19 protein-coding genes are annotated in these 25631 nt (G+C 56.3%); 12 read left to right on the forward strand and 7 right to left on the reverse strand.

The features are described from left to right. Positions 1–153: 153 nt before the first annotated feature. Positions 154–606: a YccF domain-containing protein gene (locus tag QM579_RS14345; protein WP_414999825.1), complete on the forward strand. Its 453-nt coding sequence runs from the start codon at positions 154–156 to the stop codon at positions 604–606. 255 nt (positions 607–861) lie between these two features. Further along, entirely contained in the window at positions 862–1467 is a 606-nt protein-coding gene (gmhB, locus tag QM579_RS14350; protein ID WP_414999806.1) for a D-glycero-beta-D-manno-heptose 1,7-bisphosphate 7-phosphatase, read from the forward strand. A 157-nt stretch (positions 1468–1624) separates the two neighbouring features. On the opposite strand, the gene fliM is transcribed toward gmhB, so the two are convergent. Further along, positions 1625–2605: a flagellar motor switch protein FliM gene (fliM, locus tag QM579_RS14355; protein WP_414999807.1), complete on the reverse strand. Its 981-nt coding sequence runs from the start codon at positions 2603–2605 to the stop codon at positions 1625–1627. Positions 2606–2778: 173 nt separating this feature from the next. Here fliM and QM579_RS14360 point away from each other — a divergent pair, with 173 nt between their 5' ends. The 7 genes from QM579_RS14360 (at position 2779) to QM579_RS14390 (ending at position 12643) form a co-directional block, all read left to right on the forward strand. After that, positions 2779–4605: an ASKHA domain-containing protein gene (locus tag QM579_RS14360; protein ID WP_414999808.1), complete on the forward strand. Its 1827-nt coding sequence runs from the start codon at positions 2779–2781 to the stop codon at positions 4603–4605. Positions 4606–4714: 109 nt separating this feature from the next. Next, the gene (locus QM579_RS14365) at positions 4715–5563 is read left to right on the forward strand and encodes a hypothetical protein (protein WP_414999809.1); all 849 of its coding nucleotides are present in this window, start codon (positions 4715–4717) and stop codon (positions 5561–5563) included. After that, a complete protein-coding gene (locus QM579_RS14370; protein WP_414999810.1) occupies positions 5476–7044 on the forward strand; it encodes a small ribosomal subunit Rsm22 family protein in 1569 nt (522 codons plus the stop codon). The genes QM579_RS14365 and QM579_RS14370 overlap by 88 nt, the downstream gene beginning before the upstream one ends. Before the next feature lie 244 nt (positions 7045–7288). Next, positions 7289–9598 carry a vitamin B12-dependent ribonucleotide reductase gene (locus QM579_RS14375; RefSeq protein ID WP_414999811.1) on the forward strand — a complete coding sequence of 770 codons (2310 nt, stop codon included), beginning with the start codon at positions 7289–7291 and terminating at the stop codon, positions 9596–9598. Between the two features lie 12 nt (positions 9599–9610). Continuing rightward, positions 9611–10117, forward strand: coding sequence for a metal-dependent hydrolase (locus tag QM579_RS14380; protein ID WP_414999812.1), 507 nt, complete (start codon positions 9611–9613; stop codon positions 10115–10117). A gap of 479 nt (positions 10118–10596) precedes the next feature. Then, the gene (cfa, locus tag QM579_RS14385) at positions 10597–11739 is read left to right on the forward strand and encodes a cyclopropane fatty acyl phospholipid synthase (protein WP_414999813.1); all 1143 of its coding nucleotides are present in this window, start codon (positions 10597–10599) and stop codon (positions 11737–11739) included. A gap of 121 nt (positions 11740–11860) precedes the next feature. Beyond that, complete coding sequence (locus QM579_RS14390) at positions 11861–12643, forward strand: hypothetical protein (RefSeq protein WP_414999814.1); 783 nt, start codon at positions 11861–11863, stop codon at positions 12641–12643. A 241-nt stretch (positions 12644–12884) separates the two neighbouring features. Here the strand turns inward: QM579_RS14390 and fabZ are convergent, their stop codons facing one another. From fabZ to QM579_RS14420, 6 genes are all read right to left on the reverse strand, one after another. Further along, complete coding sequence (fabZ, locus tag QM579_RS14395; protein ID WP_414999815.1) at positions 12885–13352, reverse strand: 3-hydroxyacyl-ACP dehydratase FabZ; 468 nt, start codon at positions 13350–13352, stop codon at positions 12885–12887. Between the two features lie 189 nt (positions 13353–13541). Then, positions 13542–14087 carry an OmpH family outer membrane protein gene (locus QM579_RS14400; protein WP_414999816.1) on the reverse strand — a complete coding sequence of 182 codons (546 nt, stop codon included), beginning with the start codon at positions 14085–14087 and terminating at the stop codon, positions 13542–13544. A 208-nt stretch (positions 14088–14295) separates the two neighbouring features. Continuing rightward, positions 14296–16833 carry an N-acetylmuramoyl-L-alanine amidase gene (locus tag QM579_RS14405; RefSeq protein WP_414999817.1) on the reverse strand — a complete coding sequence of 846 codons (2538 nt, stop codon included), beginning with the start codon at positions 16831–16833 and terminating at the stop codon, positions 14296–14298. 270 nt (positions 16834–17103) lie between these two features. Continuing rightward, entirely contained in the window at positions 17104–19863 is a 2760-nt protein-coding gene (gene bamA / locus QM579_RS14410) for an outer membrane protein assembly factor BamA (RefSeq protein ID WP_414999818.1), read from the reverse strand. Beyond that, on the reverse strand, positions 19844–20530 hold the full coding sequence (locus tag QM579_RS14415) for an ABC transporter ATP-binding protein (RefSeq protein ID WP_414999819.1): 687 nt from the start codon (positions 20528–20530) through the stop codon (positions 19844–19846). The genes bamA and QM579_RS14415 overlap by 20 nt, the downstream gene beginning before the upstream one ends. 2 nt (positions 20531–20532) lie before the next feature. Continuing rightward, on the reverse strand, positions 20533–21759 hold the full coding sequence (locus QM579_RS14420; RefSeq protein ID WP_414999820.1) for a lipoprotein-releasing ABC transporter permease subunit: 1227 nt from the start codon (positions 21757–21759) through the stop codon (positions 20533–20535). A 589-nt stretch (positions 21760–22348) separates the two neighbouring features. Here QM579_RS14420 and QM579_RS14425 point away from each other — a divergent pair. The 3 genes from QM579_RS14425 to QM579_RS14435 all read left to right on the forward strand — a co-directional run. Further along, a complete protein-coding gene (locus QM579_RS14425; protein ID WP_414999821.1) occupies positions 22349–22921 on the forward strand; it encodes a cytochrome c3 family protein in 573 nt (190 codons plus the stop codon). Then, the gene (locus QM579_RS14430; protein ID WP_414999822.1) at positions 22918–23364 is read left to right on the forward strand and encodes a hypothetical protein; all 447 of its coding nucleotides are present in this window, start codon (positions 22918–22920) and stop codon (positions 23362–23364) included. The genes QM579_RS14425 and QM579_RS14430 overlap by 4 nt, the downstream gene beginning before the upstream one ends. Before the next feature lie 87 nt (positions 23365–23451). Next, positions 23452–25631 (forward strand): molybdopterin-dependent oxidoreductase (locus QM579_RS14435; protein WP_414999823.1); only part of this gene is annotated, 2180 nt, incomplete at its 3' end.

Consider the following 25631-nt stretch of genomic DNA (forward strand, 5'->3'; position numbering starts at 1 on the left):
CCGTAATCCTTTGGGCAGCGGCAGAGGCAGCATTTGCATTTTGGGGCGAGCGTTTAATGACGCCAGCGCCAGGGGCATTGTAAACAACATTGCTCCGGCACGGCCTTTTGCTCCGCAACCACCCATACTTGGGAGAACTCCGTGAACAGCACCCTGGGTTGTCTTGGCAATGCACTGTGGTTTTTATTGGGTGGCGTCTTTATGGGCCTTATGTGGTGGATGTTCGGCGTGCTCTGTTTCATCTCTATCGTAGGCATTCCCTGGGGCCGCGCGTGCTTTGTCATGGGCAACTTCGCCTTTTTCCCCTTTGGCAAAATGCCCGTTTCGCGCGACGTGCTGACGGGCACTCCTGATGTGGGCACCAGCGTGTTTGGCACGGTGGGCAACATCATCTGGCTGCTGCTGGCAGGTATATGGATCGCCATCGGGCATCTGCTGTCTGCCATCTGCTGTGCTGTGACCATTATCGGTATTCCCTTCGCGTGGCAGCACGTCAAGCTGGCGGCTTTGGCCTTGTGTCCCATTGGCAAGACCATCGTGCCCGCTCCGGTCGCCCAGGCTGCCGAAGAAGCCGCGGCACTGCGCGACTACCACAACAAGCGCTGATCTGCGCTTCTTTCAAGATATTTTTGCGGCCCCGTGTCTCTTTGGATATGGGGCTGTTTTCATGTCATGCCTGCCTGTTTTTTTGCATTGAGCCGGAATTTTCGGCATGATGCCCTGTGCCGCCAACAGGCTGGGCATCTGCAATAAGCAGGGCGGCGGGTAGTGGGCACTTGAGGGTCCTTGAGCAGTACGTGCGGGATTAGTGCACTGTAAATAGCGGCAATTGCCGCGCGAAGACCGGCCAGGAGAAAGAGTATGGGAGACAGCAAGGTTTTGCGGCGGGCAGTATTTCTTGACCGTGACGGTACCCTGAACAAGGATCTCGGCTATGTGCACCGCAAGGAAGACTGGCAATGGCTGCCGGGCGTGCCCGAGGCGCTCAAACGCCTGCACGCCGTGGGCTACGTGCTTGTGGTGGTGAGCAACCAGTCCGGCATTGCACGGGGCATGTATACCCGCGAAGATCTGCGCCTGCTGGAACAATGGGTCAATGCAGACCTGGCTGCAAAAAATGCGGTTGTGGATGCATGGTACTATTGTTCTCATCTGCCCGAGATCACCGGGCCGTGTCAGTGCCGTAAGCCTGAGCCGGGCCTTATACTGCAAGCTGCCCGCGAGCTTGACCTTGATCTGGCCAACTCATGGATGATCGGCGACCGCGTGCGCGATGTGCAGGCGGGGCTTGCGGCAGGCTGTCAGAGCATTTTGCTGCATCCCGACGGCAGCAAGAACAAGGACGATGATGAGGTTCCTGACGGCGTGGCTGTGGTGCCGCATCTGCCTGCGGCTACGGTGCGCATTCTGGCTCCCCGCATGCGGCAGTTGCGCACGGCGCGCATGCTGGAAAAGATGAAGGAATGATCAGCGAGTTGAAAAAAAATCGTCTGGTTCTGCAAAAATAGATTTGGAAAGAAACGTAAAGGCCCGGCATAAACCGGGCCTTTTGCTGTGAAAGAGCTTGCGAAGTCTGTTGTAAACTTGCGGCTATGGTGACGATCAAGGCCGTCTGTAACCACCATCAAGTGTACTGTGGTTCATTTTCCTTGACGATCTGGAAAGATTTCATGGCCTTCACGGTTCCGGCAATACCCTGATACTTGCACACGCCCGCCACGGTGCAGTCCAGCAGGTCTTCCTGGTCCGTATCCAGTACCAGAACGTCGCCTACCTGCATGCGCAGCAACTGGTTGCCCGTAATGGTGGTGCTGCCAAAGCGCACCTTGAGTTCAATGGGGGTTTCCAGAAGGCGCTCTTTAAGGCGCGCCACCCACGCGTGGTCCACTTCAAGTCTTTCTGTCTGAAAGCTGGCGTGCAGTTTGGAGCGGATGGGTTCAATGGTGGCGTAGGGCAGGCAGATGATCATGGACCCCAGGGCCGTATCAAGCTCAACTTCAAAGGTAATGACCACCACAACATCGCTGGGCGGCACAATGGCGGCGAACTGCGGGTTGATCTCGCTGCGCACCAGCTCAAGCTTCACATCGTGCACGGGCCGCCACGATTCTTCCATATTCTCAAGAGCGATTTTGACGATCTTGTCCACCACCGCCTGCTCGATGCGGGTGAATTCGCGCCCTTCCACCTTGGGTTGCGAACCTGCGCCGCCAAAAACGCTTTCCACCAGGGCGAAGACCAGCCGGGAGTCCACCACCATGATGGCATTGCCGCGCAGGGGGTCCATCTTGAAGATGTTGATGGACGTGGGCACGGGCAGCGAACGCATGAATTCGCCGAATTTGGTCATATCAATGGATATGGGATTCAACTCAACGCGTTTGCGCACGGAGTTGGAAAGAGCGTTGGTGCAAAGCCGGGCAAAGCGGTCGTTGACGATCTCAAGCACGGGCATACGCCCGCGTATGATACGGTCCTGATTGGCGAGGTCAAAGGATACGATGCCGGAATCATCTTCCGTGACCTCGACTTCGCTTTCTATTTCACCGCCTGAAAGCCCGCGCAGCAGGGCATCCACTTCATCTTGCGCCAAAACTTTGTTCATGCCAGCCTCAAAAATATCTGGTGAAGGTTCGCTTGTTCTTCTTCCGCAAACCTTGCAAGAAAAAGGCCATTTTGACAAGTACAGGGCAGAGCCAAAGGCGGTAAAGTAAGGGCCATACGCTTTTTCTTGCCAACCTGTGCCCCTTGAGGCAGGCTACAGCCGGAGCGACATCCATGCTGTTACAACTTTTTTCCACTGCCAGAACGCCCTTCCTTTCCGGGGAAAATGCAGGCGTCACAGCCCTTGAGATAGAGGCCACACCGGGCGAAAGCCTTTCACGGGCCATCTGGCTTTCCGGGCTGGTGCCCCCTCTGCCGCTGTGCAGCGGGTTGGGCTGTTGTGGCCGCTGCCGGGTTCGCTTTGTGGCTGATGCTCCAGCCCCCTTGCCTGCCGAATCGGATATTTTTTCAACTGTCGAGCTGGGTGAAGGCTGGCGTTTGGCTTGCCGCCGTCAAGTGCCTGACGCTGCAAGGCTTGTACTGGAGCTTCCAGCAGAAAATCTGGCCCTGCCTTCTGATCAGGAAAAAACATCCAGTGTGGATTTTATGGTGGACATGCGGCAGGCAACGGCGGATAACACTCCGCCAGCCAGCTCTGCCGTTGATGGCGTTTCCCTTGCCTTGGCGGTGGATCTGGGCACGACTTCCGTATATTGGCGGGCTGTTGCCGTGCCCGAAGCGGAAGATGCGCGCGCGGGTGGTGCAGGCACTGCTACGGGCGTCGCAACTACTGTAGCCCAGGGCAGTTTTCTGAACCCGCAGGCTGGCGCCGGGGCCGATGTCATGTCACGATTGGCCGTGGCCATGCAGCCACAGGGCCGCATGGTTTTGTCTGAACTGGTGCGTCGCAGCCTGCGCAGTGTCGTCGGCTCGCTCGAGCAGGGCGGGACCGCGCGAGTTGCAAATTTGTGCGTGGCTGCCAATACGGCCATGACGGACATCTTTCTGGATCTTCCCGTAGATGGTTTGTGCGCAGCGCCCTACAGACTTGGGCACCAAGGGCACAAAAATGTGGATGTGCCCGCTTTGCCGCCAGTGTACATTCCCCCCCTGCCAGCTCCCTTTGTGGGCGGCGACATAAGCGCGGGGCTGGCCGCTCTGCTGGCTGCCGGTACGCCCCGGCCCTTTGTGCTGGCAGACCTTGGCACCAATGGCGAACTGGCGCTTGTGGATGCGGCGGGCAGGCTTTTGCTGGCCAGCGTGCCTCTGGGCCCGGCGCTTGAAGGCATTGGCCCGCAGTGTGGGCAATTGGCCGGGCCAGGGGTTATTACAGATTTCAGTCTTGCGCCCGCAGGCCTGAATGCGCATTTTTTTGCGCAGAGTCCGGAAGATGCCAGGCCAGAGAACGATGGGCCGGAACACGGCGGGCAATGCCCTTGCCCTTCCTGTCAGGCTATATCTGCTCGGTCGCTGGCGAACGGGCGGTCCGGCCCGGAAGCTGAAATGCACAAGGCGCGCGGCATCAGCGCCACCGGGTATATGTCATTACTGGCCGTACTGTTGCGGACGGGCCTTATGCGGGAGGACGGCGGTTTTGAAGCCGCCCCGGCTATGCCCCTGGCCCGCAGGCTGGCCTCTGGTCTTGAGGCTGGTAAAGACAGCGGCGGCATGCGGCTGCGGTTGCCCCACGGCATGTGGCTGTGCGCCGCCGATGTGGAAGAACTGCTCAAGGTCAAAGCGGCCTTTGCTCTGGCGCTGGAGAGTCTGCTGGCGGCGGCGGGGCTGGCCCCTGCCGAAGTGGCCGCGCTGTGTCTAGCCGGGGCTTTGGGCGAACATGTGCGGGCTCATGACCTGCAAACCCTTGGTTTTTTGCCTTCAGCACTGGCCCCCCGGCTGCGGGCCGTAGGCAACGCCTCTTTGGAGGGAGCGGCTCTGCTGGCCATAGATGCGCAGATGCGCGAAAATCTGGCTGGCCTGTGTGCAACATCACGGCTGCTGCCTCTTGTGGAAGAAGAAAATTTTCATCAGACCTATTTGCGCCATATGCGCTTTGGAGCATAAATGTCAGACCAGAATAATAAAAAATCCCGTCCGAACCCTTCCCGCGACGACGGCACTTCACGCGACAAGCGTTCGGATAAACCGTCACGTTCCGGCGGCTCTCGTTTCGGTGGTCCACGCCCCGGCGGCGGACACTCAGGCAAGCCCGGACAGGATAAAAACGGCGAAAATCGGTCCCGGCCCGACAGGGCGGGGGCGGACAGATCTGGCTCTGGCAGCGGCAGACCCGGAAAGCCCGGCTCTGGCAAAGGCAGGCCCGGTAAACCTGAATCAGATAAGGGCAGACCCGACAGGCCCGATAGATCAGACAGATCCGACAGGTCAGATCGGCCTGATAGATCCGACAGAACCGATAGATCAGGCAGACCCGATAGGGCAGGCAGGCCTGACAGATCAGACAGGTCTGACAGGTCTGGCAAGAACAGCCCCGGCAAGCCCCGGTCTGACAACGACAAGCCCGAAAAAAGTTGGCCTGACAAAAACTGGTCTGGCAAGCCGTCTGATCAGGACAAAGACAGGGAACGCGATCAGCGTTCGCCGCATTCCGACAGGCAGGGCCCCGATCGGCCGGGCAGGCCGGACAGGCAGGGCAGACCTGATCGATCGGGCAGGCCAGATAGGTCTGACAGACCCGCTAGATCAGACAGGCCCGACAGATCTGATAGATCCGACAGATCAAATTGGTCCGACAGACCAGACAGATCAGGCAGACCTGATAGGTCAGATAGATCAGATAGGCAGGGTAGACCTGATAGATCGGACAGGCCGGACAGACCATATTCCGGTAAGGCTGGTGCGCCAGCCAGAGGCAGAAGCGGCGCGAAGCACGGCTTTGATCGTGACGCTGGTCAGGGCAGAAACCGGACTGAGATGCACGGTGACACTGCCCGCGCACCCCGCCCGGCGGCTGTCTATAATAATGCATGGCGCGGGGCAGCGCCGCTGTTTCCGCCTTTGACGGAAGAGGTGCGGCATATCCTCGGCCAACTGCCGGAGGTACTGGCGCGTGTGTGGCCTTTGAGCGCCGCCCATCGGCGTTCGCTGCCTGATGACGTGGCCCGGCTGTCACGCTTGCTCACGACCGAGCGGGCGGCTCTTGACCGCCCTTATTGGGGCACCCCGGCTTTTGTGAGCGCCTATCTGTATTACTTTTTACCCTGGAATCTGGTGCGGCTCACCCGGTTGCTGTCAGCCATGCCTCTGCCTGATCCGCATCTGGCAGTGGCTCAGGGCGGTAAGGCTTTGCTGCTGGACGTGGGCTCCGGCCCACTGACCTTGCCTTTGGCCCTGTGGCTGGCCCGGCCCCAGTGGCGTCAGGCTCCCATCCAGGTGCTGGCTCTGGACAACTCGTCGCAGCCCCTGGAACTGGGCCATACCCTGCTGAAAGAAATGGCCACATTGACGTATCATCAGCCGTGGGCCGTGCAGACTGTGCGCGCGCCGTTGGAACATGCGGCCAGACAGGCCGCACCTCTGCTGGCCGGGGGGCAGGTCCGTCCCTGGCTGGTCAGTGCGGCCAATGTGCTCAACGAGCTGCGCTTTGGCAAGCGTGGCGGACGCGCCAGCTCGCTGGACGGCTATGAAGACGAAATGGATGCCGCGGGCCAGATGGGGGTTGTGGATACTTACAATGCGGACGACCGCACAAGCGTTCCCGGTCAGCCGATGGACCCTGAAGAGCGGCCCGACGATTGCCGCCAGGAAAAGCTTGTGCGTTTTATGGATACGCTTGCTCCCCTGTTTCGCACGCACGGCTCTGCCAGAGGGCGGTCTGAAGGGCAGCCTGCTGGTCCTGCGCTGCTTTTTGTGGAGCCCGGCACGCGCCTGGGCGGCTCGACTATTATGGATTTGCGCCAGTTGGCCGTGGAAGGTGGGCTTACAGCTCTGGCCCCTTGTCCGCATCAGGCAGACTGTCCTTTGTTGGGTCGGCAGGGAGGCCGCACATGGTGCCACTTTACTTTTGGCAGTGAAGACGCCCCCCGCTGGCTTGAAGACCTTTCAGCCGAAGCCGGGCTTGCCAAAAGTGGCCTGAGCCTCGCGCCGTTGCTGCTTTCTCCTGTAGCTGCGCCCGACGCTCTGTCTGGGGTGGAAGGGCAGGGGCGCAAAACCTCCGGGGCCATGCAGGCCCGCGTGTTGACCGCCCCCTTCGCTGTGCCAGGCCTGGCTGGCCGGGGCCGCTATGCCTGCGCGGCCTGCGGGCTGTTGCTGCTGGAAGATGCCGAGGGCCTGCCCTCCGGCAGCCTGCTTGAAGTGCAGGTGACCCCTGATGCACGGCGTGACGGCAAAAGTGGAGCGCGAATTGTGCGGCGGCCTGGTGGCTCTGCGCCCGTTGCGGCTCCTTCTTCGGGCTTTCCCGCGTCGCGCCAGCAGCAGCCTTTTCCTGCGCGAAATTCTCGCAGACCTCAGTGGCGTGACGGCAAGGCCGGAAAAAAATCGTAAAAATACTTTTGCAAGGTTGAAAAGCCCCCGCAAGGCCTGCATGCAAGCGCCTTGTGGGGGCTTTCACATGATAGATGAAGCTTATTAAAAATATTTATCACTATGTAAAATAATTTAATTCAACATGTTATCCTAGGCCTCAAGTTGCCGGGGCTTTTATTTGCTGCGCATACGTGTATACTTGTCTTTGGTCCCGCAGGGCTGTTTTTGCCATACACAACTTCAATCCAAGGTTATTCTTCCCATGCCTGAAATGCCTAAAGATCTTCCTCAGCCGCAGTTGAAGCCCAATACCGAAGTCGTTTTGCAAAAGCGTTATCTGCGCAAAAACCTGGACGGCCAGATTGTCGAGACCCCGCGCGATCTCTTTTGGCGTGTGGCTTCTTCCATCGCCGTTGAAGAAGAAAAATACGAAGGTTCCAGTCAGAAGTGTACTCAACTGGCTCGCGATTTTTATGATATCATGACCAGCTGGAAGTTCCTGCCCAATTCGCCAACGCTCATGAATGCAGGCACGGATCTGGGGCAGCTTTCCGCCTGCTTTGTGCTGCCGGTGGGCGACTCCATTGAAGAGATTTTTGACGCCGTCAAGTATGCGGCTATGATACACAAGTCCGGCGGCGGCACGGGATTCTCCTTCTCCCGCCTGCGCCCGAAGGACAGCCGCGTGGGCTCCACAGGCGGCGTGGCTTCCGGCCCGGTGTCGTTTTTGCGCATCTTTAATACGGCCACAGAGCAGATAAAACAGGGCGGTACGCGGCGCGGGGCCAATATGGGCATCCTGCGGGTGGATCACCCGGACATTCTTGAATTTATTCGTGCCAAGGAAAAAGAAGGCGAATTCAATAACTTCAATCTTTCCGTCGGGTTGACTGAAGCCTTCATGCAGGCTGTGGAAAAAGACGAGCACTATGACCTCGTGTCGCCCGGCAGTGGCGAGGTCATGAAGCGCCTGCCCGCCCGCGAAATCTTTGACCTGCTGGTGCGCAAGGCCTGGCAGTCGGGCGACCCCGGCATTGTCTTTCTGGACCGCATCAACAGGGATAACCCCACGCCGGATCAGGGCGATATTGAGTCCACCAATCCCTGCGGTGAACAGCCGCTTTTACCGTTTGAGGCCTGCAATCTGGGCTCCATCAACCTTTCCTGCTTTCATGTGCCGGGGCACGAAAATGATGCCGACCCCGCCGCCAAGGGTATAGACTGGGCCGAACTGCGCCGTGTGGTGCATCTGGGTGTGCGGTTTCTTGATAACGTCATTGATGCCTCGCGCTTTCCCCTTGACCGCATCAGCGAAACCGTGCGGAAAAACCGCAAGATTGGCCTGGGCGTTATGGGTTTTGCCGACCTGCTTTTCCAACTGGGCGTGTCCTACGATTCGCAGCAGGGCATTGACCTTGGCGAGCGCGTCATGGCCTTTGTGCAGGAGGAAGGGCACAAGGCTTCGGCTGTGCTGGCGCAGGAGCGGGGGCCCTTTCCGGCCTATGAAACTTCAATGTATGCCCGGCGCAAACTTGGCCCTTACCGCAATGCCACTGTGACCACCATCGCGCCCACGGGCACGCTGTCCATCATCGCTGGCTGCTCGTCGGGTGTTGAACCGCTCTTCGCCCTGTGCTTCACCCGCAATATTCTGGACGGCGAACGCCTTGTGGAGGTGAATCCGTACTTCGAGGCTGCGCTGGAGGACGGGGGACTGTTCAGCCATGAGCTTATGGATGCGGTAGTCGCCAAGGGTTCCATTCAGGAAATGGACTATCTGCCAGCTCCCATGCGCAAAGTTTTTGTGACAGCAATGGACATTGCTCCGGTGTGGCATCTGCGCATGCAGGCGGCTTTTCAGCGCCATACGGACAATGCTGTATCCAAGACCGTGAACCTGCTCAACAGCGCCACGGAACAGGATATTCGCGAAATCTACTGGCTGGCCTATGAGGAAGGCTGCAAGGGCGTTACTGTCTACCGCGATGGCTGCAAGAGCATTCAGGTGCTGGCCACGGGTGAAGGGCAGAAAAAAATGGACGGCGAAGGCGCGTCTGAAGCGGGCGACACGGTGCAATCCGGCAGTGCTGCATCCGTTTCACCCATTGCGGCCACGCCTTCGCTGGTGCGCAAGCGGCCCGATGAAGTGCAGGGCTTTACCCGCAAGGTGCAGACAGGCCTTGGGGCTATGTATCTTACCGTTAATGAGGTAGACGGCAAGCCCTTTGAGGTTTTTGCCACCATAGGCAAATCGGGCAGGTCTATTACTGCCAAGGCCGAAGCCATAGGCCGCCTTGTGTCTTTGGCCCTGCGTTCTGGCGTGCATGTTCGTGACGTTGTTGCGCAAATCAAGGGCATTGGCGGCGAGCACCCCGTGTTTCGTGGCAAGGGGCTGTTGCTCTCCATTCCCGATGCCATCGCCTGGGTGCTGGAACAACGCTATCTCAAGGATGAGGTTGTGGATACCGTCAGCGATCTTGCCGCCAGTTGCTGCCCCGAATGCGGCGAAAGGCTGGTTTTTCAAGAGGGCTGCCTTATCTGCCCTGCCTGCGGATTTTCCCGCTGCGGCTAGTTCGGGTTTGTCATGAAATGGATAACCCATCAGGCCACAGCCGTTGCTGCGGCCCTGGCTTTGCATTTGCCCGTGGCTGGCGTTGCGGCAGCCTGCGCCGGAGCGGTACTGCCCGATGTGCTGGATCAGCGCATGGCAGGGCTGGCTCCAACAAAGCGCGGGCGGCAAAAACTGTTCAATGCGGTGCACAGGCGAACCACCCACTGGTTTGGCTGGTGGCTGGCGCTGTGTGCGGTGCCCTTTGCGCTGCCCGGTTCCGAACTTGGCCCAATGGGACGTGATGTGCTTCTGGGATTGGGATTTGGTGGTTTGAGCCATGTGGTTTTGGACATGTTGACGCCTTCGGGCGTTCCCCTTACCCCTTTTTCACGCAGCAACAAGGTTTCGCTCAAGCTGTGTTCAACGGGCAGTCTTGGTGAATACTGCTTTTTGCTCTGCGTGGTGGGGCTTGTGTGGTGGTTTTATGGCGCAGACCTTTTAAAGGTGACACGCCAGTTGGCACACATGAAAATTCTGTAGTCTTTGCGCACCTGTTCCCAGTCCGTCAGTTTACGGCGTGGCAAACGAAAATGTCCTTGGACAGCGTTTGCCACGCCATTTCTTTTTTGTGCGTACAGCTGGATTCTTTGAGAAACTGGTGGACGCTTTTCATAAATGCCGATGTAAATTTAATACAACTGCATGTACTTATGGGATATATGCAACAAATTTCATATATGTAACATACAAAACATGCGCTCGAAATATTGTCTTCAAATATAAATGGCGATAATCTGGATCAAATTGACTTTGAAATTATTCAAATTTCAAAGTTATCATTCTGTAAAGAATGATTTTTCGACAAAATTTACAGAGTTTTAGGGATAACTTCACCCGTGTGCAAGGCCAATGCGTTTTGGTTTTGAAAAAGTTTGACGGCGTTAAATAAGGATTGTCCTTATGGCTTGAGCTGAAATTAGGTAACTGGCAAAAATATTTGCATTCTGCATGGGTCTTGTATGCTGATTTGTATCAAGGCCAATATGGAGTTGCTTATGTGTGAATCAGACATCAAGGAGATGCTTGCTTCGGTTGATGTGGCCATTGACGGTTCCCGCCCCTGGGATATCCAGGTTCACAATAATAAACTGTATGGCCGTGTTTTGCGCTTTGCCAATCTTGGGCTGGGCGAGGCCTATATGGAGGGCTGGTGGGATTGCCAGGCCCTGGATCAGTTCTTCTGCCGGGTTTTGCGCGGAGGGCTGGAAAAACGGTTCCGCTTCACCCTGCCTGTCCTGTTTGAAATCCTTTCGTACATGTTCCGTAATCTCCAAAGCCCTGAACGTGCGCATATGGTGGCGGTGCATCATTATGATTTTGGCAATGATGTTTTTGAAGCCATGCTTGATTCGTCCATGCAGTATAGCTGCGGCTTCTGGCAAGGGGCGGATACTCTGGAAGAAGCGCAACAGCAGAAGCTGGAAATGATTTGCCGCAAGCTGCATTTACAGCCGGGCATGCGTGTGCTCGACCTCGGCTGCGGTTGGGGCGGGCTTGGAAGCTACATGGCCCGCCACTATGGCGTGAGCGTTACTGGCGTTACGGTTTCCAAAGCCCAGGTTCAGTATGCGCGCGACCATAGCCAGGGTTTGGACGTACGCTGGCTGCTGCAGGACTACCGATCATTGACAGGCACATATGACCGCATTGTCTCTGTGGGCATGTTTGAACACGTGGGGCACAAAAACTACGCTGTCTATATGGGCACAGTACGCAAGCTGCTGGCTGAAGACGGCCTTTTCTTGCTGCACACCATCGGAGCCAACGAACCGAACCATAGTGTGGATCCGTGGATAGAGAAGTATATTTTCAGAAACGGCATTCTGCCCAGCATTTCCCTTTTGGGAAAATGCGAGGAAGGGCGATTTGTTATGGAGGACTGGCATAATTTTGGCGCAGACTACGACAAAACTCTTGTGTGCTGGGCTGATAACTTTATCAAGGGTCAAAAAGAGGGTAAGTTTGAGTGCAGTGAAGTGCAGAGCCGTATGTTTCTGTATTATCTGTTGAGTTGTGCAGGCGCATTCCGCGCGCGTGATCTGCAATTATGGCAGATTGTGTTGAGCCCAAAAGGTGTTGTGGGTGGATATATTCGTCCCTGATATTACCGGGCTTGTTCAGTTATTCTTCTTGCCTTGAAGAGAGGGCGGCGTTATGGCTTCTGCTCGTGTCATAACGTCGCCTTATGCTTGTCGGCTTTTGTCTTGTGGCCAGGAGAGTGTCGTGAACGGAATTCTTGCATTCAAACTGATTTTGACGCCCTTGCTGGTTTTGATCTGCATGCTCATCACCCGGCGGTGGGGAGCTTTTGTAGGGGGAGTGGCGGCAGGTTTGCCTGTGGTGTCTGGCCCCCTTTCTTTTTTTCTGACTCTTGAGCAAGGGGTGACCTTTTCCGCGCACGCTTCCTACAGTACGCTGCTTGGCATTGATGCCAACGGGCTGGCCGCTGTGGCCTATCCCTGGCTGGCTGTGCTGGGCGTACCCTGGTATCTGGCCATTGCCCTTTCGCTTGGCATATACTTTCTGGGCGGCTGGCTTGTGCAGTTTTTTCCTTACTGGCCGTGGGCTGCCTTTGCACTTTCTTTGCTGTCGCCCCTGCTGGTGTTGTTCTGTCTGCCCAGGCAAGGCATGTCAGAAGTTGTTTCACAACCGCGTTCACACTGGTGGCTCATTGCTGTTCAAATGGCCTTTGGCTCATTGCTGGTCTATGCCGTCACTGAGATTGCCCATTGGCTTGGCGCGGGCTGGAGCGGCGTGCTCATGTTCTTTCCCGTCATGATTTGCGCGATGGTCCCCTTTATTCATGCCACACAGGGGGCATGGGCCGTAGTGCGCATATACCGTGGGCTTATGGCCGGGTGGTTCGGCTGTATTGCGTTTGCCGCCATTGTTATGGCTCTGGTTGAGCACACGCCGCTGTGGTTTTGCTATGTACTGGCCACTGTTGCGGCTCTTGGGGCCAGTGCTTTGGTGACTCTGGTGCAGAAACGCAAAAAGGCCGCCTGAGTTTTACTGACGACCTTTCAACGTGATTTTATGGGAGCACGGGCGTGCTCTGTCATATGCCCAGTGGCTGGTTGCGCCTGCGCAGGCGAATCGGGACATCTGCTGGCTGCGTGCAGCCGCGCTTTATCCGTCATTACTGAACCCGCTTAACTGGCGTCTCTTCACCGTTGAGAGTGTATATTCTCACGGTGTGCAATTCTGGCGCTGATTTGTTGCCTGTCCGCCTCTTTTGCAGAATGTGCTATCCCTTGGGTCTGTCGCCTATGGCGGCGGTAATTAGCGCTTCCGCAGCCAGTTTTCCGTCCACAAATGCGCGGGCTTCCATTTTGCAGAGCTTGAGCTTCATACGCAGGTTGGAACATTCAAGTTCCAGGCGGTCGCCCGGAACCACCTGCCGGCGGAATTTCACGCCGTCAAGGCCAGTGAAAAGGAAAAGTTTGTCGTCCAGGCTTTCCATTCCGGCAATGGCCAGCAGGCCGCCTGTCTGGGCCAGGGCTTCAAGGATGAGCACGCCGGGCATGATGGGGGCATCGGGAAAATGCCCCTGAAAGAACGGCTCATTGAATGTGACGTTTTTGTAGGCCTTGATGTGTGAACCCGGCACGCATTCCACCACTCTGTCCACCAGCAGAAAAGGGTAGCGGTGGGGCAGCAGGCGTAATATGCGCTGTATGTCCATGCTCTGGGTCTGAGGGGCTGATTCCTGCATGTGGCCTCCTGAGGCAGTTTGGCGTGGCGTGGGCGGGGGCCGCCATTGACCACTGATATTCACGAAGCTCCAAGGGGGCATGCCCGTTCAAGGTCGACGTTATGCGTCTGGTCCGGTGGATGCCCCGCCAAATAAAAGGCCTCCCGCCCCGTCAGGGTCGAGAGGCCGTATCGTAATGCCGAAAAGCGGTTATTTTTTGCCGCTTTTGTCGTTCTTCTTTTCTTTGTAAAGCTTGTTCACTTCAGTGAGCACGTCCTGCGTCAGATCCATAGACTGATCAGCATACAGAACGCCGCCGGCGGTTACGTCAACAACAAAGTTGAAGCCCTTGGCACGAGCCACTTCATAGGTGGCGCTGAAAACCAGGGTAACCATATCTTGGCGCAGCTTCACTTCTTCCTGCTCAACCTTGCGCAGGAAGTTACGGGTCTTCTGATCCAGATCCTGCTTGGAGCGGATGAATTCAAGCTTCTTTTCTTCGCTGACCTTGGGATTCTTGAGCGCTTCAGCCTTGTTCTTCAGGGATTCACCCTGCTTTTCAAGAGCTGAACGTTCTTTGCCAAATTTGTCTTCCATCAGCTTTTTGGCAGCTTCGGCGGGCTCACTCTGGGTGGCCACCGTTTGCATGTCTACAACGCCAATTTTGGCGGCGGGCACGGCATTGCTGTCAGCCGCAAAGGCCGTTCCGGCCAAGAGCATGCAGACCGCGAGGGTCATCATCAAAACCTTGCGCATTTAAAGTACTCCTTCCCCGATTGCTGTTTTTATATCTCGTCCTTGCGGAATTGGGATGACCCTTGCGCCGTAAGAAACTGTATAATTGTGTGGAATTTGCGTCCCTTGTCCGCTTTGCACAAGCAGGTAGGGGGGTGTTTACCGCACCAGTGCAACTGAGCTTTATTCTTCTAATACGTTTATGCGGCACGCATTTCAAATCCCTGCATCACATAGCACCAGCGCTTTCGGGCGTCAAGGAATTCTGGGCTGTCCGTTTTTTTAACAGTCGATCCTTGTATGCAAGTATGCCTTCTGCCAACCCTTCAGCCAGCGCCAGACGGTATTTGGCATTAGCGAGATTGCGTGCTTCATCGGCATGGGTGCAGTAGCCAAGCTCTACAAGAACCGCTGGCATCTGTGCACCAAGAAGTACATGAAAAGGCGCAGATTTGACTCCGTTATTGCGGACTGTATATTCGCGTTTTTTCAATCTGAAAAGAGTAAGCCGCTGAACATCTTGAGCAAGTTTGCGTGATTCATCAACTCTTGTATTCAGCATTACGTCGGCCAGCATTTTTTGCATGTCGCCAAGGCGGTGATCGCTGCCCGTGTTTTCCAGGGCGGCTACGCGGGCTGAATCTGCATTTTCGGCCAGATCAAGGTAGTAGGTTTCAAAGCCGTTGACGGATTTGTCATCATTGGCGTTGACGTGAATGGATACAAAGAGGTCCGCGCCTGCTGCGTTGGCCCTGGTTGTGCGGTCGCGAAGGGAAAGGCCGGAATCGTTGGTGCGGCTGTAAACCACCTCCACACCGTTGGCTTGCAGCAGCCGCCCCAGAGTTGTCGCCACATCCAGAGTGATGACGCGTTCAAGAATGCCGTTGTGGCTGGTGCCGGGGTCGCGGCCACCGTGTCCTGCGTCAATGAAGACAGTGCGCACGGTAAGGCCCAGCTGGCGGGCCATGTCATTGACGTGGCGTGGTTCGCTTGCGCTGGCATCTGCCTTGGGAGAGCCCTTGTCTTGTTGGGCAAAGCCCGCGCCTGCTCCCTGGCGGGGCGGCAGGGGGGTGCTTCCGGCTGCTACTCGCAATATGATACGGCAGGGGTCGCTCTCCAGCTGTGTGTCAAAGCGCCGGACATCTCTGAAACTGAACTGCATTACGGCACCGCCGCCTTTACGGTCGCGCACGCGCACGGACTGCAAAAGGCTGCCTTTGACTGTGACGCCCTGGCTTACGTCCTTGACCACGGAAGCATCTTCGAATTCAAGGTACAGGCTGGATGCCGCGCCTTTTTTGCCTTCTTCAAGCTTGGCGCGGTAGCGGGCCGGGGCCGAGAGATCAAGTACAATTTCTACGGAGTTCTTGTTCAGGGAGTTCCATGAAAGCATATGAACTTCGGGGGAAGTGTCACGAGCAGAAGCCGCGCCGGGTTTGCCGTTCGTAGCTTCTGCATTTTCCGCCACGCCTGTAAGCCGCGCGCGCATGGTCTTGGCCTGTGGCAGCATGTCGCCGTGCGTGTAGAGCGTGGCAATGGCGTCCAGCAGTTCAAGGGCTTCACCTGGCTGGTTCAATTGGTCTGCATCAATGGCGGCTGCCCGCAAAAGGGCGTCGTCTGCCAGGGCGCTTTTGGGAAATTCCTGCGCGAGGCTCAGGTAAAGGTCGCGCGCCTGACGGTATTCTGCCGCAAGATGGGAGCAATTGGCCAGAGATTCCTGGCTGGATGCCGCACGAAAGAGCGCACCAGGCGATATGGCCCAGTTTTTACGGCTTTGATAGATAAGCAGAAACTCCGCCGCCAGTTCTTCCCACGGCTGTCTCCAGCAAGAGCGGACCTTGTCTGCGCTCAGGGCTTCCATATCGGATTTGGCTTTGCGGTAGCGGGGTAAAAGCTGCTCCTGCGGCAAAAGAGCGGCGGGGGAAGCCAGTTTGGTGGCAAGTGTGGTTTGTTCGGCAGCAGCAGATGGGGCTTCAGCTGTGCGTTTTTTGTCTTTGTCCGGCGTGGAAGCAGGAGCAGCTGCCGATGGAGACTGGTCTTCCACGGCGGGCTTGCTTTCCGCGGCGGCTATCTGACGGGCTTCGGGCGCAGTGCGCCCTTGTGCCGAGGCTTGCAGGGTCTTTTCCAAAGCCAGAGCCTCTGGCAGCATGTCGCCCTTGGGGTATTGGCTTTTGATGCGGTTAAGCAGTTCCAGTGCGCCTTTGTCGTCCTTGAACCAGGCTGCCCGGAGCTTGGCGGCGTGGAAAAGGGCGTCGTCAGCCAGACGGCTGTCGGCATGGCGCAGAGCCACTGCCTCATAACATTCTATGGCTTTGCGGGCATCTGCTTTGGCAAAGGAGCGGCGGGCTAGCTCTTCAAGGCTTTCCGCCGCGCGAAAAAGCGCCGCGGGGCGGTTGGGCCAACCGGGGTCAGCATCATAGATGGCACGAAATTCAGCAGCGAGTTTTTCCCAAGGTTCACGCAGGCTGGCTCTTTTGACGTCCATGCGCAGACTCTCGATTCCCGCCTTGGCGGTATCATAGCGTTTGGCAGTCGGCGGCAGGGATGTGTAGCCAGTGTCATAGAAGAAAACGACCAACAGGCAAAGGGCCAGCAAAAAAAACAGGGGCGGCGCGAGACGCTTGAAGCCATGCCTGGGCTGGGCCATTGACTCCGAGCCTTGAGCATTGCCCTCAGGCCTGTCTTTGGGCCGTAACTGGGGGCTTTGGGGTTGGGTTTTGGCTTGAGCGCCACCCTGGGTTTGAGATGCTTTTGCTTTGCTGGCCACGGAACTTTCCTTACATGTGCTTGATCGCGGTTGTCATTTTAGTGACAGTCCACCTGTGACGTCCTTATGCCTTTTGCAGCGGCAGATTGTGGTTATTTGGCCTGCAGTTTTTTAGCAGGCACTGACATGCAAACAAGTTTTGCACAATATATGCCAAAAAAGCGTGAGATGCAAAAAAGCGTGGCGCGGATTTGAAACCCGCGCCACGCGTGCAGTTAAGCTCAACCAGTGCTCAGGCGGTTCTTAACGGTCCGTGAATGCTGCCACGGCCTAAAAGAACTGGCCCATACTGAATTCGATTCTGCCGGGGGGCATTTCCTTGTCGTAGTCCTGCACCAAGGGAATGCCGTAGGCTATGCGAAGGTCGCCCATCGGTGAGCGCCAACGCAGTTCCATACCCGTTGAGGCAACGATGTATCTGTCCCATTCATTGCCCATCGTTTTGGAGTCGATGTTGAAACCGGAGTCCACAAAGGGCACCAGAGCCAGACCAAGATCCTTCTGGAAGGTCCAGATGTATTCAAGGTTAGCTACGGCCATGCGGTCACCACCGATCTGCTCGCCGCCGTACTTGTAGTCACGGGGCGAAAGGTCGGAATAGGTGTAACCGCGGATGGTGTCCATGCCGCCAACCCAGAAGCGTTCAAACACGGGAACTTCATCGCTGGTGTTCTGGAATACGCCGCCTACACGACCACGCAGGTGAACCGTGTTTTGCGGGTTAAATGACCAGAAGCCCTGCCAGTCAGCCACAGACTTGATGAAGTTGTCCGTGCCGCCAAGGCCGCCACCGCCGTATTCAGCCCACAAGCGTGCTATTGTGCCCTTGGTTGGACGTTCTTTGTTGTCGGTCGTATCGCGCAGGATGCGGCCTGAAACGGCGCTTGTCCAGTTAATACCCTTGTAGTTTCTGATGTAGGGCGAACTGTTGTCGTTTACGTCGTAGAGATTATAGCGTTCCAGGCGGTAACCTGTGCCAACAGACGTGTATTCGCCAATGGGATAACCAAAGCGGATAGTATCGCCTATGGTATCCTTGGTGAAGTTGTCCCAGTAGTCATGCGTGTAGTAAATGTCGTTGCCGAAAGAAAGGTCGGTATCGTACACGCGGGGGTTGGTGAAGGACAGGGTGCCCGACGTACGGCGCCAAGAGAAGAAGCCCTGCAACTGCAGCCAGTAGCCGCGTCCGAAGAGGTTGCGCTCCATAATAGAAGCGCTGACGCCCACGTCGTAGTAACTGGAGTAGCCGATACCGCCCATGACGGCGCCGGTGTTGGCTTCTTTGACTTTGACCTTGAGGTCGACTTCGTCTTCCTGACCGGTGGGGATGATTTCCATATCCACAGCGCCGAAGTAACGCAGACGGTTCAGGCGTTCATTGGAGCGGCGCAGTTTTGCGCCTTCATACATATCGCCGTCGCCCAGGCGCATTTCGCGCAGGATTACGTTGTCGCGCGTTTTGGTGTTGCCTTCGACCATCAGACGGCGGATGAAGACTTTTTGCTTTTTATTGACGAGATAGCCTACGTCCACCTGATCGCTGCCGTCGTCGGCCTTGATCAGTTTGGTGTCCACTTCAGCAAAAGCGTATCCGTAGTCTGCATAGTGGTCAGTCAGGCGCTTGGAATCTTCCTGCATGACGGTGAGGGAGAAGAACTTGTTGGACTTCTGCCAGTCATCCATCTGCACGACTTCAAGCATTTTGTCTTCGCTGTCGATGACGTCGCCCGCAAATACCACGTTGCGGATAGTATAGCGGGGGCCTTCATTTACCGTAAAGGTAACATAGATGCCGTCATCACGATAATCCACCTGGGGCGCGCCCACCTGGATATCAACGTAGCCTTCGTTGAGGCCGTAAGCAGCAATGGCGTTGGTATCACGCTCAAGATATTCTTCCTTGAGCACGCCGGATCCGGTCAGCCACGAGAAAATGCCGCGCGGCTTGAGCGCCATGTATTTATCAAAGTCGCCCTGACTCAGGTTCTTGAGGCCGTCAATTTTAACTTCTTTGACGTAGAGCTTGTTGCCTTCGTCCACATTGATGACGAGCACGGCACCACGGCCGCTCTGGCGGTCTTCAAGGCGGTAGTTGACCTTGGCAAGGTAGTAGCCTTCCTTGCGGTAGAGCTCGGTAATCTTTTGCAGGTCGTCGGAAAGAACCTGTTCGTTAAGCACGTTGCCGCTTCTTGTGCCCATAGCTGCAAGAACGTCGTCTTTCTTGATGTCCTTGGAACCCTCTACCACGATGTTGTCGATGCGGGGCTTTTCCACAACAGTAAAGACGAGCACATTGCCTTCAAGGCTGGCCTGCACGTCGCTGAAATATCCCATTTCCCAGATGCGCTTCACTTCTTCGTTGATGGCGTGGGCATCAGGGGTGTCGCCTTTACGGATGGTCAGGCGCATGAGCACGGTGTCCGGGTCCATGACGTTCATGCCGCGCACCTGTACGTCAGACAGGCCGCCCTTGGCAGCAGCCGGAGCGCCCATTGGCACAAAGCCCGGGCCATTGTCTGCCTGCTGGGCAACAGGGGCGGCGTTGGCCTTCGTCATTTCGGCAGCCCGGCTTGCAAGGGCGCTGGCACAGTCGCCGAGGGCAACAAGAGTATTGCGTTCAAAACCCGCGGGTACCGCTTCGCCCTGCTGCACAGGAACAAGGCGTGTATCCATATTGAAACCGTCGCCAAGCTGATTGAAGCTGCCATAAATGACAAGCTGCGCGCCTGCCTGACGGCCCAGCGCGCGCGCGGTGGCGAGGTCGATGTTTTCGCCGCGGCTTTGCTGCAACTGGCGCGCGGCGTTCATAGGCACCACGCTCATACCGTTTTGCTTCAGCTGGTCGGCAATGATTTGGGGCACATCGCGTGCGGCATTGGGCATTTCAGGACCGGCATTGACCTGAAATGGCAGGACAAGCACAAGCGGTCCCTGAGCGGCCCCGGCTTCTTGGGGCAAGAGCTGTACAGCGCAAACCAGAGCGGTGACGCAGAGGATGTTAGACAGAAGATTACGCAACATTTTTTTCATACAGTGTCCCCGCTTTCAGTTCCAGAGTGCGGCCCATACCCGCGGCCAGCTCTCGATTGTGCGTCACGACCACCAGGGTCATGCCCAGTTCGCGGTTAAGTTCGTTCATAAGTGTGCCCACCTGCGCTCCTGTACCTTCGTCCAGATTGCCGGTGGGCTCGTCGGCCAGCAGAACCCGCGGGCGCATCAGCACTGCGCGGGCAATGGCCACCCTCTGCCTTTCGCCGCCGGAAAGCGTGGAAATCTTGCTTTCCATACGAGCCGAAAGGCCCACGCGTTCGAGCATTTCGCGGGCCTTGGTCATGATGACGGACTGGCGTTCGCCGCCGATTATGGCCGGCATGGCCACGTTTTCCACTGCCGAAAATTCCGGCAAGAGATGATGAAACTGAAAAACGAAGCCCAGCGTTCTATTGCGAAACGCCGCCTTTTGATCAGGCGTCATGTGTGCCATGTCCTGCCCGTCAAAAAAGACTGCTCCCGTACTTGGAGTATCAAGAGCACCCATAAGATGCAATAGGGTGCTTTTGCCGGAGCCGGAAGCTCCCACTATGGCCAGAGCTTCACCTTCTTCTACAACCAGGCTGATATCCTTGAGAATCTCAAGGGTTTCGCCCGGGGCAGAAAACACTTTGCCCACTTTTGAAAATTTATAGAGTGCGGACATGGTTATTCGTAGCGCAGAGCTTCCGCCGGTTCAAGGCGGGCGGCCTGACGAGCCGGGTAAAGGGTGGCCAGAAAGCACAGCAGCATGGCGCTGGCTCCGACGATAAGCACATCGGTGACAGTGATGCTGATGGGCAGATGGTCAAGCGTGTACACGTTTTCAGGCAGCTTGATAAACTGGTAGCGCTTGAGCAGCCAGCCTAGTGAAAGTCCAAAAGCATACCCAAGCAAAGTTCCCACAACGCCAATGATACTGCCTTGAAGCATAAATATACGGCGTATCATGCCGCGGGTAGCGCCCATTGACATCATGATGGCGATGTCGCGGGTTTTTTCCATTACCAGCATGACAAGGGTCGTCACGATGGAAAATGAACCTATAAGCACCACCATTGTCAACAAGATGAACATTCCGATTTTTTCCAGCTTGAGGGCTGCAAAAAGATTGGCGTTCATTTCCATCCACGAGCGCACGTAAAAGGGTGAGCCCAGTTCGGTGGCGACACGTGCAGATGTCTGGTCAGCCTTGAAAAGGTCGTCAACGGTGAGTTCTAAGCCTGACAGATATTTTTCTGGCAGACCCAGCACATCGCGAGCTGCGCCTAGGCTTACGAAGGCAAGCGATGAGTCGTACTCAAACATGCCTGTTTTGAATATGCCCACCACTTCAAAGGGGCGAATGCGCGGCGCGTAGCCCGAAGCTGTTTTTTGCCCGGAAGGCGAAAGCAGGTTCACGCGGCTGCCTTCAGCAAGGCCCAGTCTTTTGGCCAGCTCTTCACCAATGATGAGGCCGGGGGTTCCTTCTTTTTGCAGGTCTGCGGCAGACCCCGTGCGCATCTGGCGCAGCATGGAAAGCACGTGAGGCCCGGATTCCGGGTCAATGCCCCGCAACACAACGCCTTTAACGCCGTTGCCAGCCGACAGCATCACTTCTGTGTAGATGAAGGGAGTTGCCCCGGTCACTCCTTTGACAGAGCGCACTCGATCCAGCAGGCCGTCATCGTTCTCAAAGGCCGAGGGCAGGTAGGACATGACGATGGCATGGGCATTGGCGCCCAAAATCTTGTCGCGCATGTCAGTCGTAAGGCCGTTGTACACGCCAAGCACGACCACCAGCGCTCCTACGCCAAGGGCCACGCCCAGAATAGACATAAGAGATATTATATAGATGAAGGTCTGTTTACGCCTTGAAAAGAGGTAGCGCGAGGCTACAAATAGTTCGAACGACATTTGCGGCATAGTGGCCCAGCTTGATGGGATATTCAAGAGATTTTTTAGAGTCGCGTGGCTTGTCGGCTGACTTTTACCAGATCAGGCAGTGGCTTTCTGGTGAATTATCAGTTGTTCCGGGGGCATCGCCTGCTTTTTACAAGAGTTTGGGGAGACTGTGACACGCAGCTGTATAGTCAGCTTTTTGGACATTGTTATCGCACATGGGGCTTTGCCCGCAAACTCAAGGCTTGTCAATGCCCGCACAGGTAATGGCAAGCCTTGTTTTTTTGCCGGCCGGGCGGCTGGCATACCAGCTATATATGGATGTCTGCTTGCCGTCATGTAGGGGCTGACTCAAGAGGGTGCTTGTCATTTTTTTATGACGATTGTCATTTAATTGTGAATGGTGGTTTTTGGTATTGTGATGTTTTTCTCAAATTATGTTGGTAATCACAGTTAAAATGGAAACTGTGATTTGGCACAGGATTTGCTTTTGGGGTGAAAAATCGAAGAGTGCGTTGTCTCATGGGGTTTTTTTAGTGGTGGACCTCAACGCTTCCAGGGTGTTTTTAAATTTTATTTTTTACTTTGATGGAGGTTCTAACCCATGCCCTATCCACGAAAACGCGTCTGGGTCATAGGCTGCGTAGTTCTTGTGGCATGTGTGGCTCTGGCTGGCGGCGGCGTGGCGTACACCTCCAGCACGGGCTTTTGCCTTTCATGTCATGAAATGCGCGTTTATCAGGAAGAAATGCGTTTTTCATCACATGCCAAAGACGCGCAAGGCCAACCCATTGGGTGCAGCCAGTGCCACATTCCTTCCGGCAATATCGCTCGCATGCTTGGAGCAAAGGCCTGGTTGGGCCTCAAGGACGTGTGGGTGCATTCCACCGAAGGCGGAGATGATCTGAGCCGGGCGGCTATGCAGCCTGTAGCCCGTCGGTTCACCGATGACGCCAATTGCAGGGCTTGTCATCAAAATCTGACAAGAAACGCCAAAAATGATGGCCCTGTTTCTGAAGAGGGCAGACTGGCGCACGAAAACTATGAGGGCAAAAACGGCCAGTCCCGCAGTGGCTGCGTGGGATGCCACCGCAACCTTGCCCACCTGCCTGTCTTTGACGAGCGCATACCCGCCAATCATTCGTTCGCGCAGAAAATCAAGGAGATTCGGCCATGAAGTCCTGTAAGATCCTGATCGTTTCCCTGCTGGCCCTGCTTGTGCTGACAGGCGGATATTTTGTCTACATGGCCTGGGCTTTTCCTGCCGAGCGGTGTGAGGCGGCGAAACATCTTTCATCGCCACAGATGGAAGGTGATTGCTATAGCTGCCACGCCAAAAGCACACCGCGCATCGCTCAGGAATGGTATGAGAGCAAGCATGGCGTCACCCTCGTGCGTTGCCAGACCTGCCACGGCATGCCTGACGGCAAGGGAGCCATTCCCTTTGCGCGTAAACCAGGGGTCGAGGTGTGCGCGCGCTGCCATTCACTTTCCATACAGCGCATGGAAGCCAAATTCGGCAAGCGCGACGACTGCGTGAGTTGCCATCCCTATCATCAGAGTCCCATGCATGGCCGGGCTTATGAATATCGCATGCCCACAAACAAGACGGACCTGTGATGCGTGCCGTGATGGTCAAATGCTGCGCGTGCTTGCTTTGTTGAGCGAGCCCGGAGGCGGCCTTTCCGGCAGAGATGGTCGGTCTTTGTGAAAAAAGCAGAAGCCTTTGATGCGCAACAGACCTTTACGCCAGCTAATAGCGAGGTTGAAAATATGAGTACTTCACGCCGTGACTTTTTGAAATTTTTTGCCCTGTCCACCGCAATGGCGGCGGCTTCGGGCGCAGGACTGGCTTCATTGGCCCATGCCGCCGACGACAAACCCGAAAAATGGGTCAAGGGCGTTTGCCGCTATTGCGGCACAGGCTGCGGGGTTCTTGTTGGTGTCAGAAACGGCAAGGCCGTGGCCATTCAGGGCGACCCCAACAACCATAATGCAGGCCTATTGTGCCTCAAGGGTTCCTTGCTTATCCCCGTGCTCAATTCCAAGGAAAGGGTAACGCAACCTATGGTGCGCCGCCAGAAGGGCGGCAAGCTCGAACCCGTAAGCTGGGACGAAGCTCTGGACCTTATGGCTTCAAAATTCCGGCACAGCATAGACACCTACGGCCCCAACTCGGTGGCCTGGTATGGTTCGGGGCAATGCCTTACGGAAGAAAGCTATGTGGCCAACAAGATTTTCAAGGGCGGATTCGGCACCAACAACGTAGACGGCAATCCCCGTCTGTGCATGGCCTCAGCCGTTGGCGGCTACCTGACCAGTTTCGGTAAGGACGAGCCTATGGGCACCTATGCCGATATGGATCAGGCCACCTGTTTTTTTATTATCGGATCTAATACTTCAGAAGCGCACCCCGTGCTCTTTCGCCGGATAGCCCGCCGCAAGCAGGTGGAACCGGGCGTGAAGATCATTGTGGCTGATCCGCGCCGCACCAATACCTCGCGCATAGCCGACATGCATGTGGCTTTTCGCCCAGGCACTGACCTGGCTTTCATGCACAGCATGGCCTGGGTCATTATCAATGAAGAACTGGATAACCCGCGGTTCTGGCAGCGGTACGTCAACTTTATGGATGCCGAGGGCAAGCCATCTGACTTCGAAGGCTACAAGGCTTTTCTGGAAAACTACCGGCCAGAGAAAGTGGCGGAAATATGCCGTGTGCCTGTTGAGCAGATATATGGGGCTGCCCGCGCCTTTGCGGAATCAGGCGCAACCATGAGCCTTTGGTGCATGGGCATCAACCAGCGGGTGCAGGGTGTTTTTGCCAACAACCTCATCCACAATCTGCACCTGCTTACCGGACAGATATGCCGTCCTGGGGCCACGTCGTTTTCACTTACAGGCCAACCCAACGCCTGCGGCGGCGTTCGCGATGGCGGCGTACTTTCGCATCTGCTGCCCGCCGGACGCGCCATTCCCAATCCCAAGCACCGGGCGGAAATGGAAAAACTGTGGGGTTTGCCTGAAGGTCGTATAGCCGCCGAACCGGGGTATCATACGGTGGCCATGTTTGAGGCCCTTGGCAAGGGCGACGTGAAGTGCATGATTATATGCGAGACGAACCCGGCCCACACCTTGCCCAACCTGAACAAGGTTCACAAGGCCATGTCGAACCCCGAGTCTTTCATTGTCTGCATTGAGGCTTTTCCTGACGCGGTCACGCTGGAGTATGCGGATCTGGTGCTTGCCCCGGCTTTCTGGTGTGAGCGTGATGGCGTGTACGGTTGCGGCGAGCGCCGTTATTCTCTCACCGAAAAGGCTGTGGAACCTCCGGCCCAGTGCCGCCCCACGGTCAACACCCTTGTGGAGTTCGCCAAGCGTGCGGGTGTGGACCCCAAGCTCGTCAATTTCAATAATGCCGAAGACGTATGGAATGAGTGGCGGATGGTCGGCAAGGGAACCACATATGACTTCTCGGGCATGACAAGAGACCGCCTGCGCAAGGAATCTGGCATCCTCTGGCCCTGCCCCAGTGAAGATCACCCCGGAACGTCCCTTCGTTATGTGCGCGGGCAAGACCCGTGTGTTCCGGCAGACCACCCGGACCGTTTCTTCTTTTATGGCAAACCGGACGGCAAGGCCGTGATCTGGATGCGCCCGGCCAAGGGCGCGGCGGAAGAGCCAGATGCCGATTATCCCCTGTACCTCACATCCATGCGCGTTATCGACCATTGGCATACAGCCACAATGACGGGAAAGGTGCCCGAACTGCAAAAGGCCAATCCGGCTGCTTTTGTGGAGATTAATGAAGAAGTTGCGGCCAGGTCGGGAATAAAGCATGGCTATAATGTGATTCTCGAAACGCGGCGCGACGCGATGGAGCTGCC

The organism is Desulfovibrio sp., from assembly GCF_047607245.1.
In the GTDB taxonomy this organism is placed as follows: domain Bacteria; phylum Desulfobacterota; class Desulfovibrionia; order Desulfovibrionales; family Desulfovibrionaceae; genus Desulfovibrio.

Bases quoted from the DNA above. Each gene is read 5' to 3' on its own strand.
- fliM (WP_414999807.1), bottom strand. From the start codon at position 2,605: ATGAACAAAGTTTTGGCGCAAGATGAAGTGGATGCCCTGCTGCGCGGG.
- fabZ (WP_414999815.1), bottom strand. From the start codon at position 13,352: ATGCAGGAATCAGCCCCTCAGACCCAGAGCATGGACATACAGCGCATA.
- cfa (WP_414999813.1), top strand. From the start codon at position 10,597: ATGCTGATTTGTATCAAGGCCAATATGGAGTTGCTTATGTGTGAATCA.
- QM579_RS14420 (WP_414999820.1), bottom strand. From the start codon at position 21,759: ATGTCGTTCGAACTATTTGTAGCCTCGCGCTACCTCTTTTCAAGGCGT.
- QM579_RS14415 (WP_414999819.1), bottom strand. From the start codon at position 20,530: ATGTCCGCACTCTATAAATTTTCAAAAGTGGGCAAAGTGTTTTCTGCC.
- gmhB (WP_414999806.1), top strand. From the start codon at position 862: ATGGGAGACAGCAAGGTTTTGCGGCGGGCAGTATTTCTTGACCGTGAC.
- QM579_RS14370 (WP_414999810.1), top strand. From the start codon at position 5,476: ATGCACGGTGACACTGCCCGCGCACCCCGCCCGGCGGCTGTCTATAAT.
- QM579_RS14425 (WP_414999821.1), top strand. From the start codon at position 22,349: ATGCCCTATCCACGAAAACGCGTCTGGGTCATAGGCTGCGTAGTTCTT.
- QM579_RS14380 (WP_414999812.1), top strand. From the start codon at position 9,611: ATGAAATGGATAACCCATCAGGCCACAGCCGTTGCTGCGGCCCTGGCT.
- bamA (WP_414999818.1), bottom strand. From the start codon at position 19,863: ATGAAAAAAATGTTGCGTAATCTTCTGTCTAACATCCTCTGCGTCACC.
- QM579_RS14360 (WP_414999808.1), top strand. From the start codon at position 2,779: ATGCTGTTACAACTTTTTTCCACTGCCAGAACGCCCTTCCTTTCCGGG.
- QM579_RS14430 (WP_414999822.1), top strand. From the start codon at position 22,918: ATGAAGTCCTGTAAGATCCTGATCGTTTCCCTGCTGGCCCTGCTTGTG.
- QM579_RS14400 (WP_414999816.1), bottom strand. From the start codon at position 14,087: ATGCGCAAGGTTTTGATGATGACCCTCGCGGTCTGCATGCTCTTGGCC.
- QM579_RS14375 (WP_414999811.1), top strand. From the start codon at position 7,289: ATGCCTGAAATGCCTAAAGATCTTCCTCAGCCGCAGTTGAAGCCCAAT.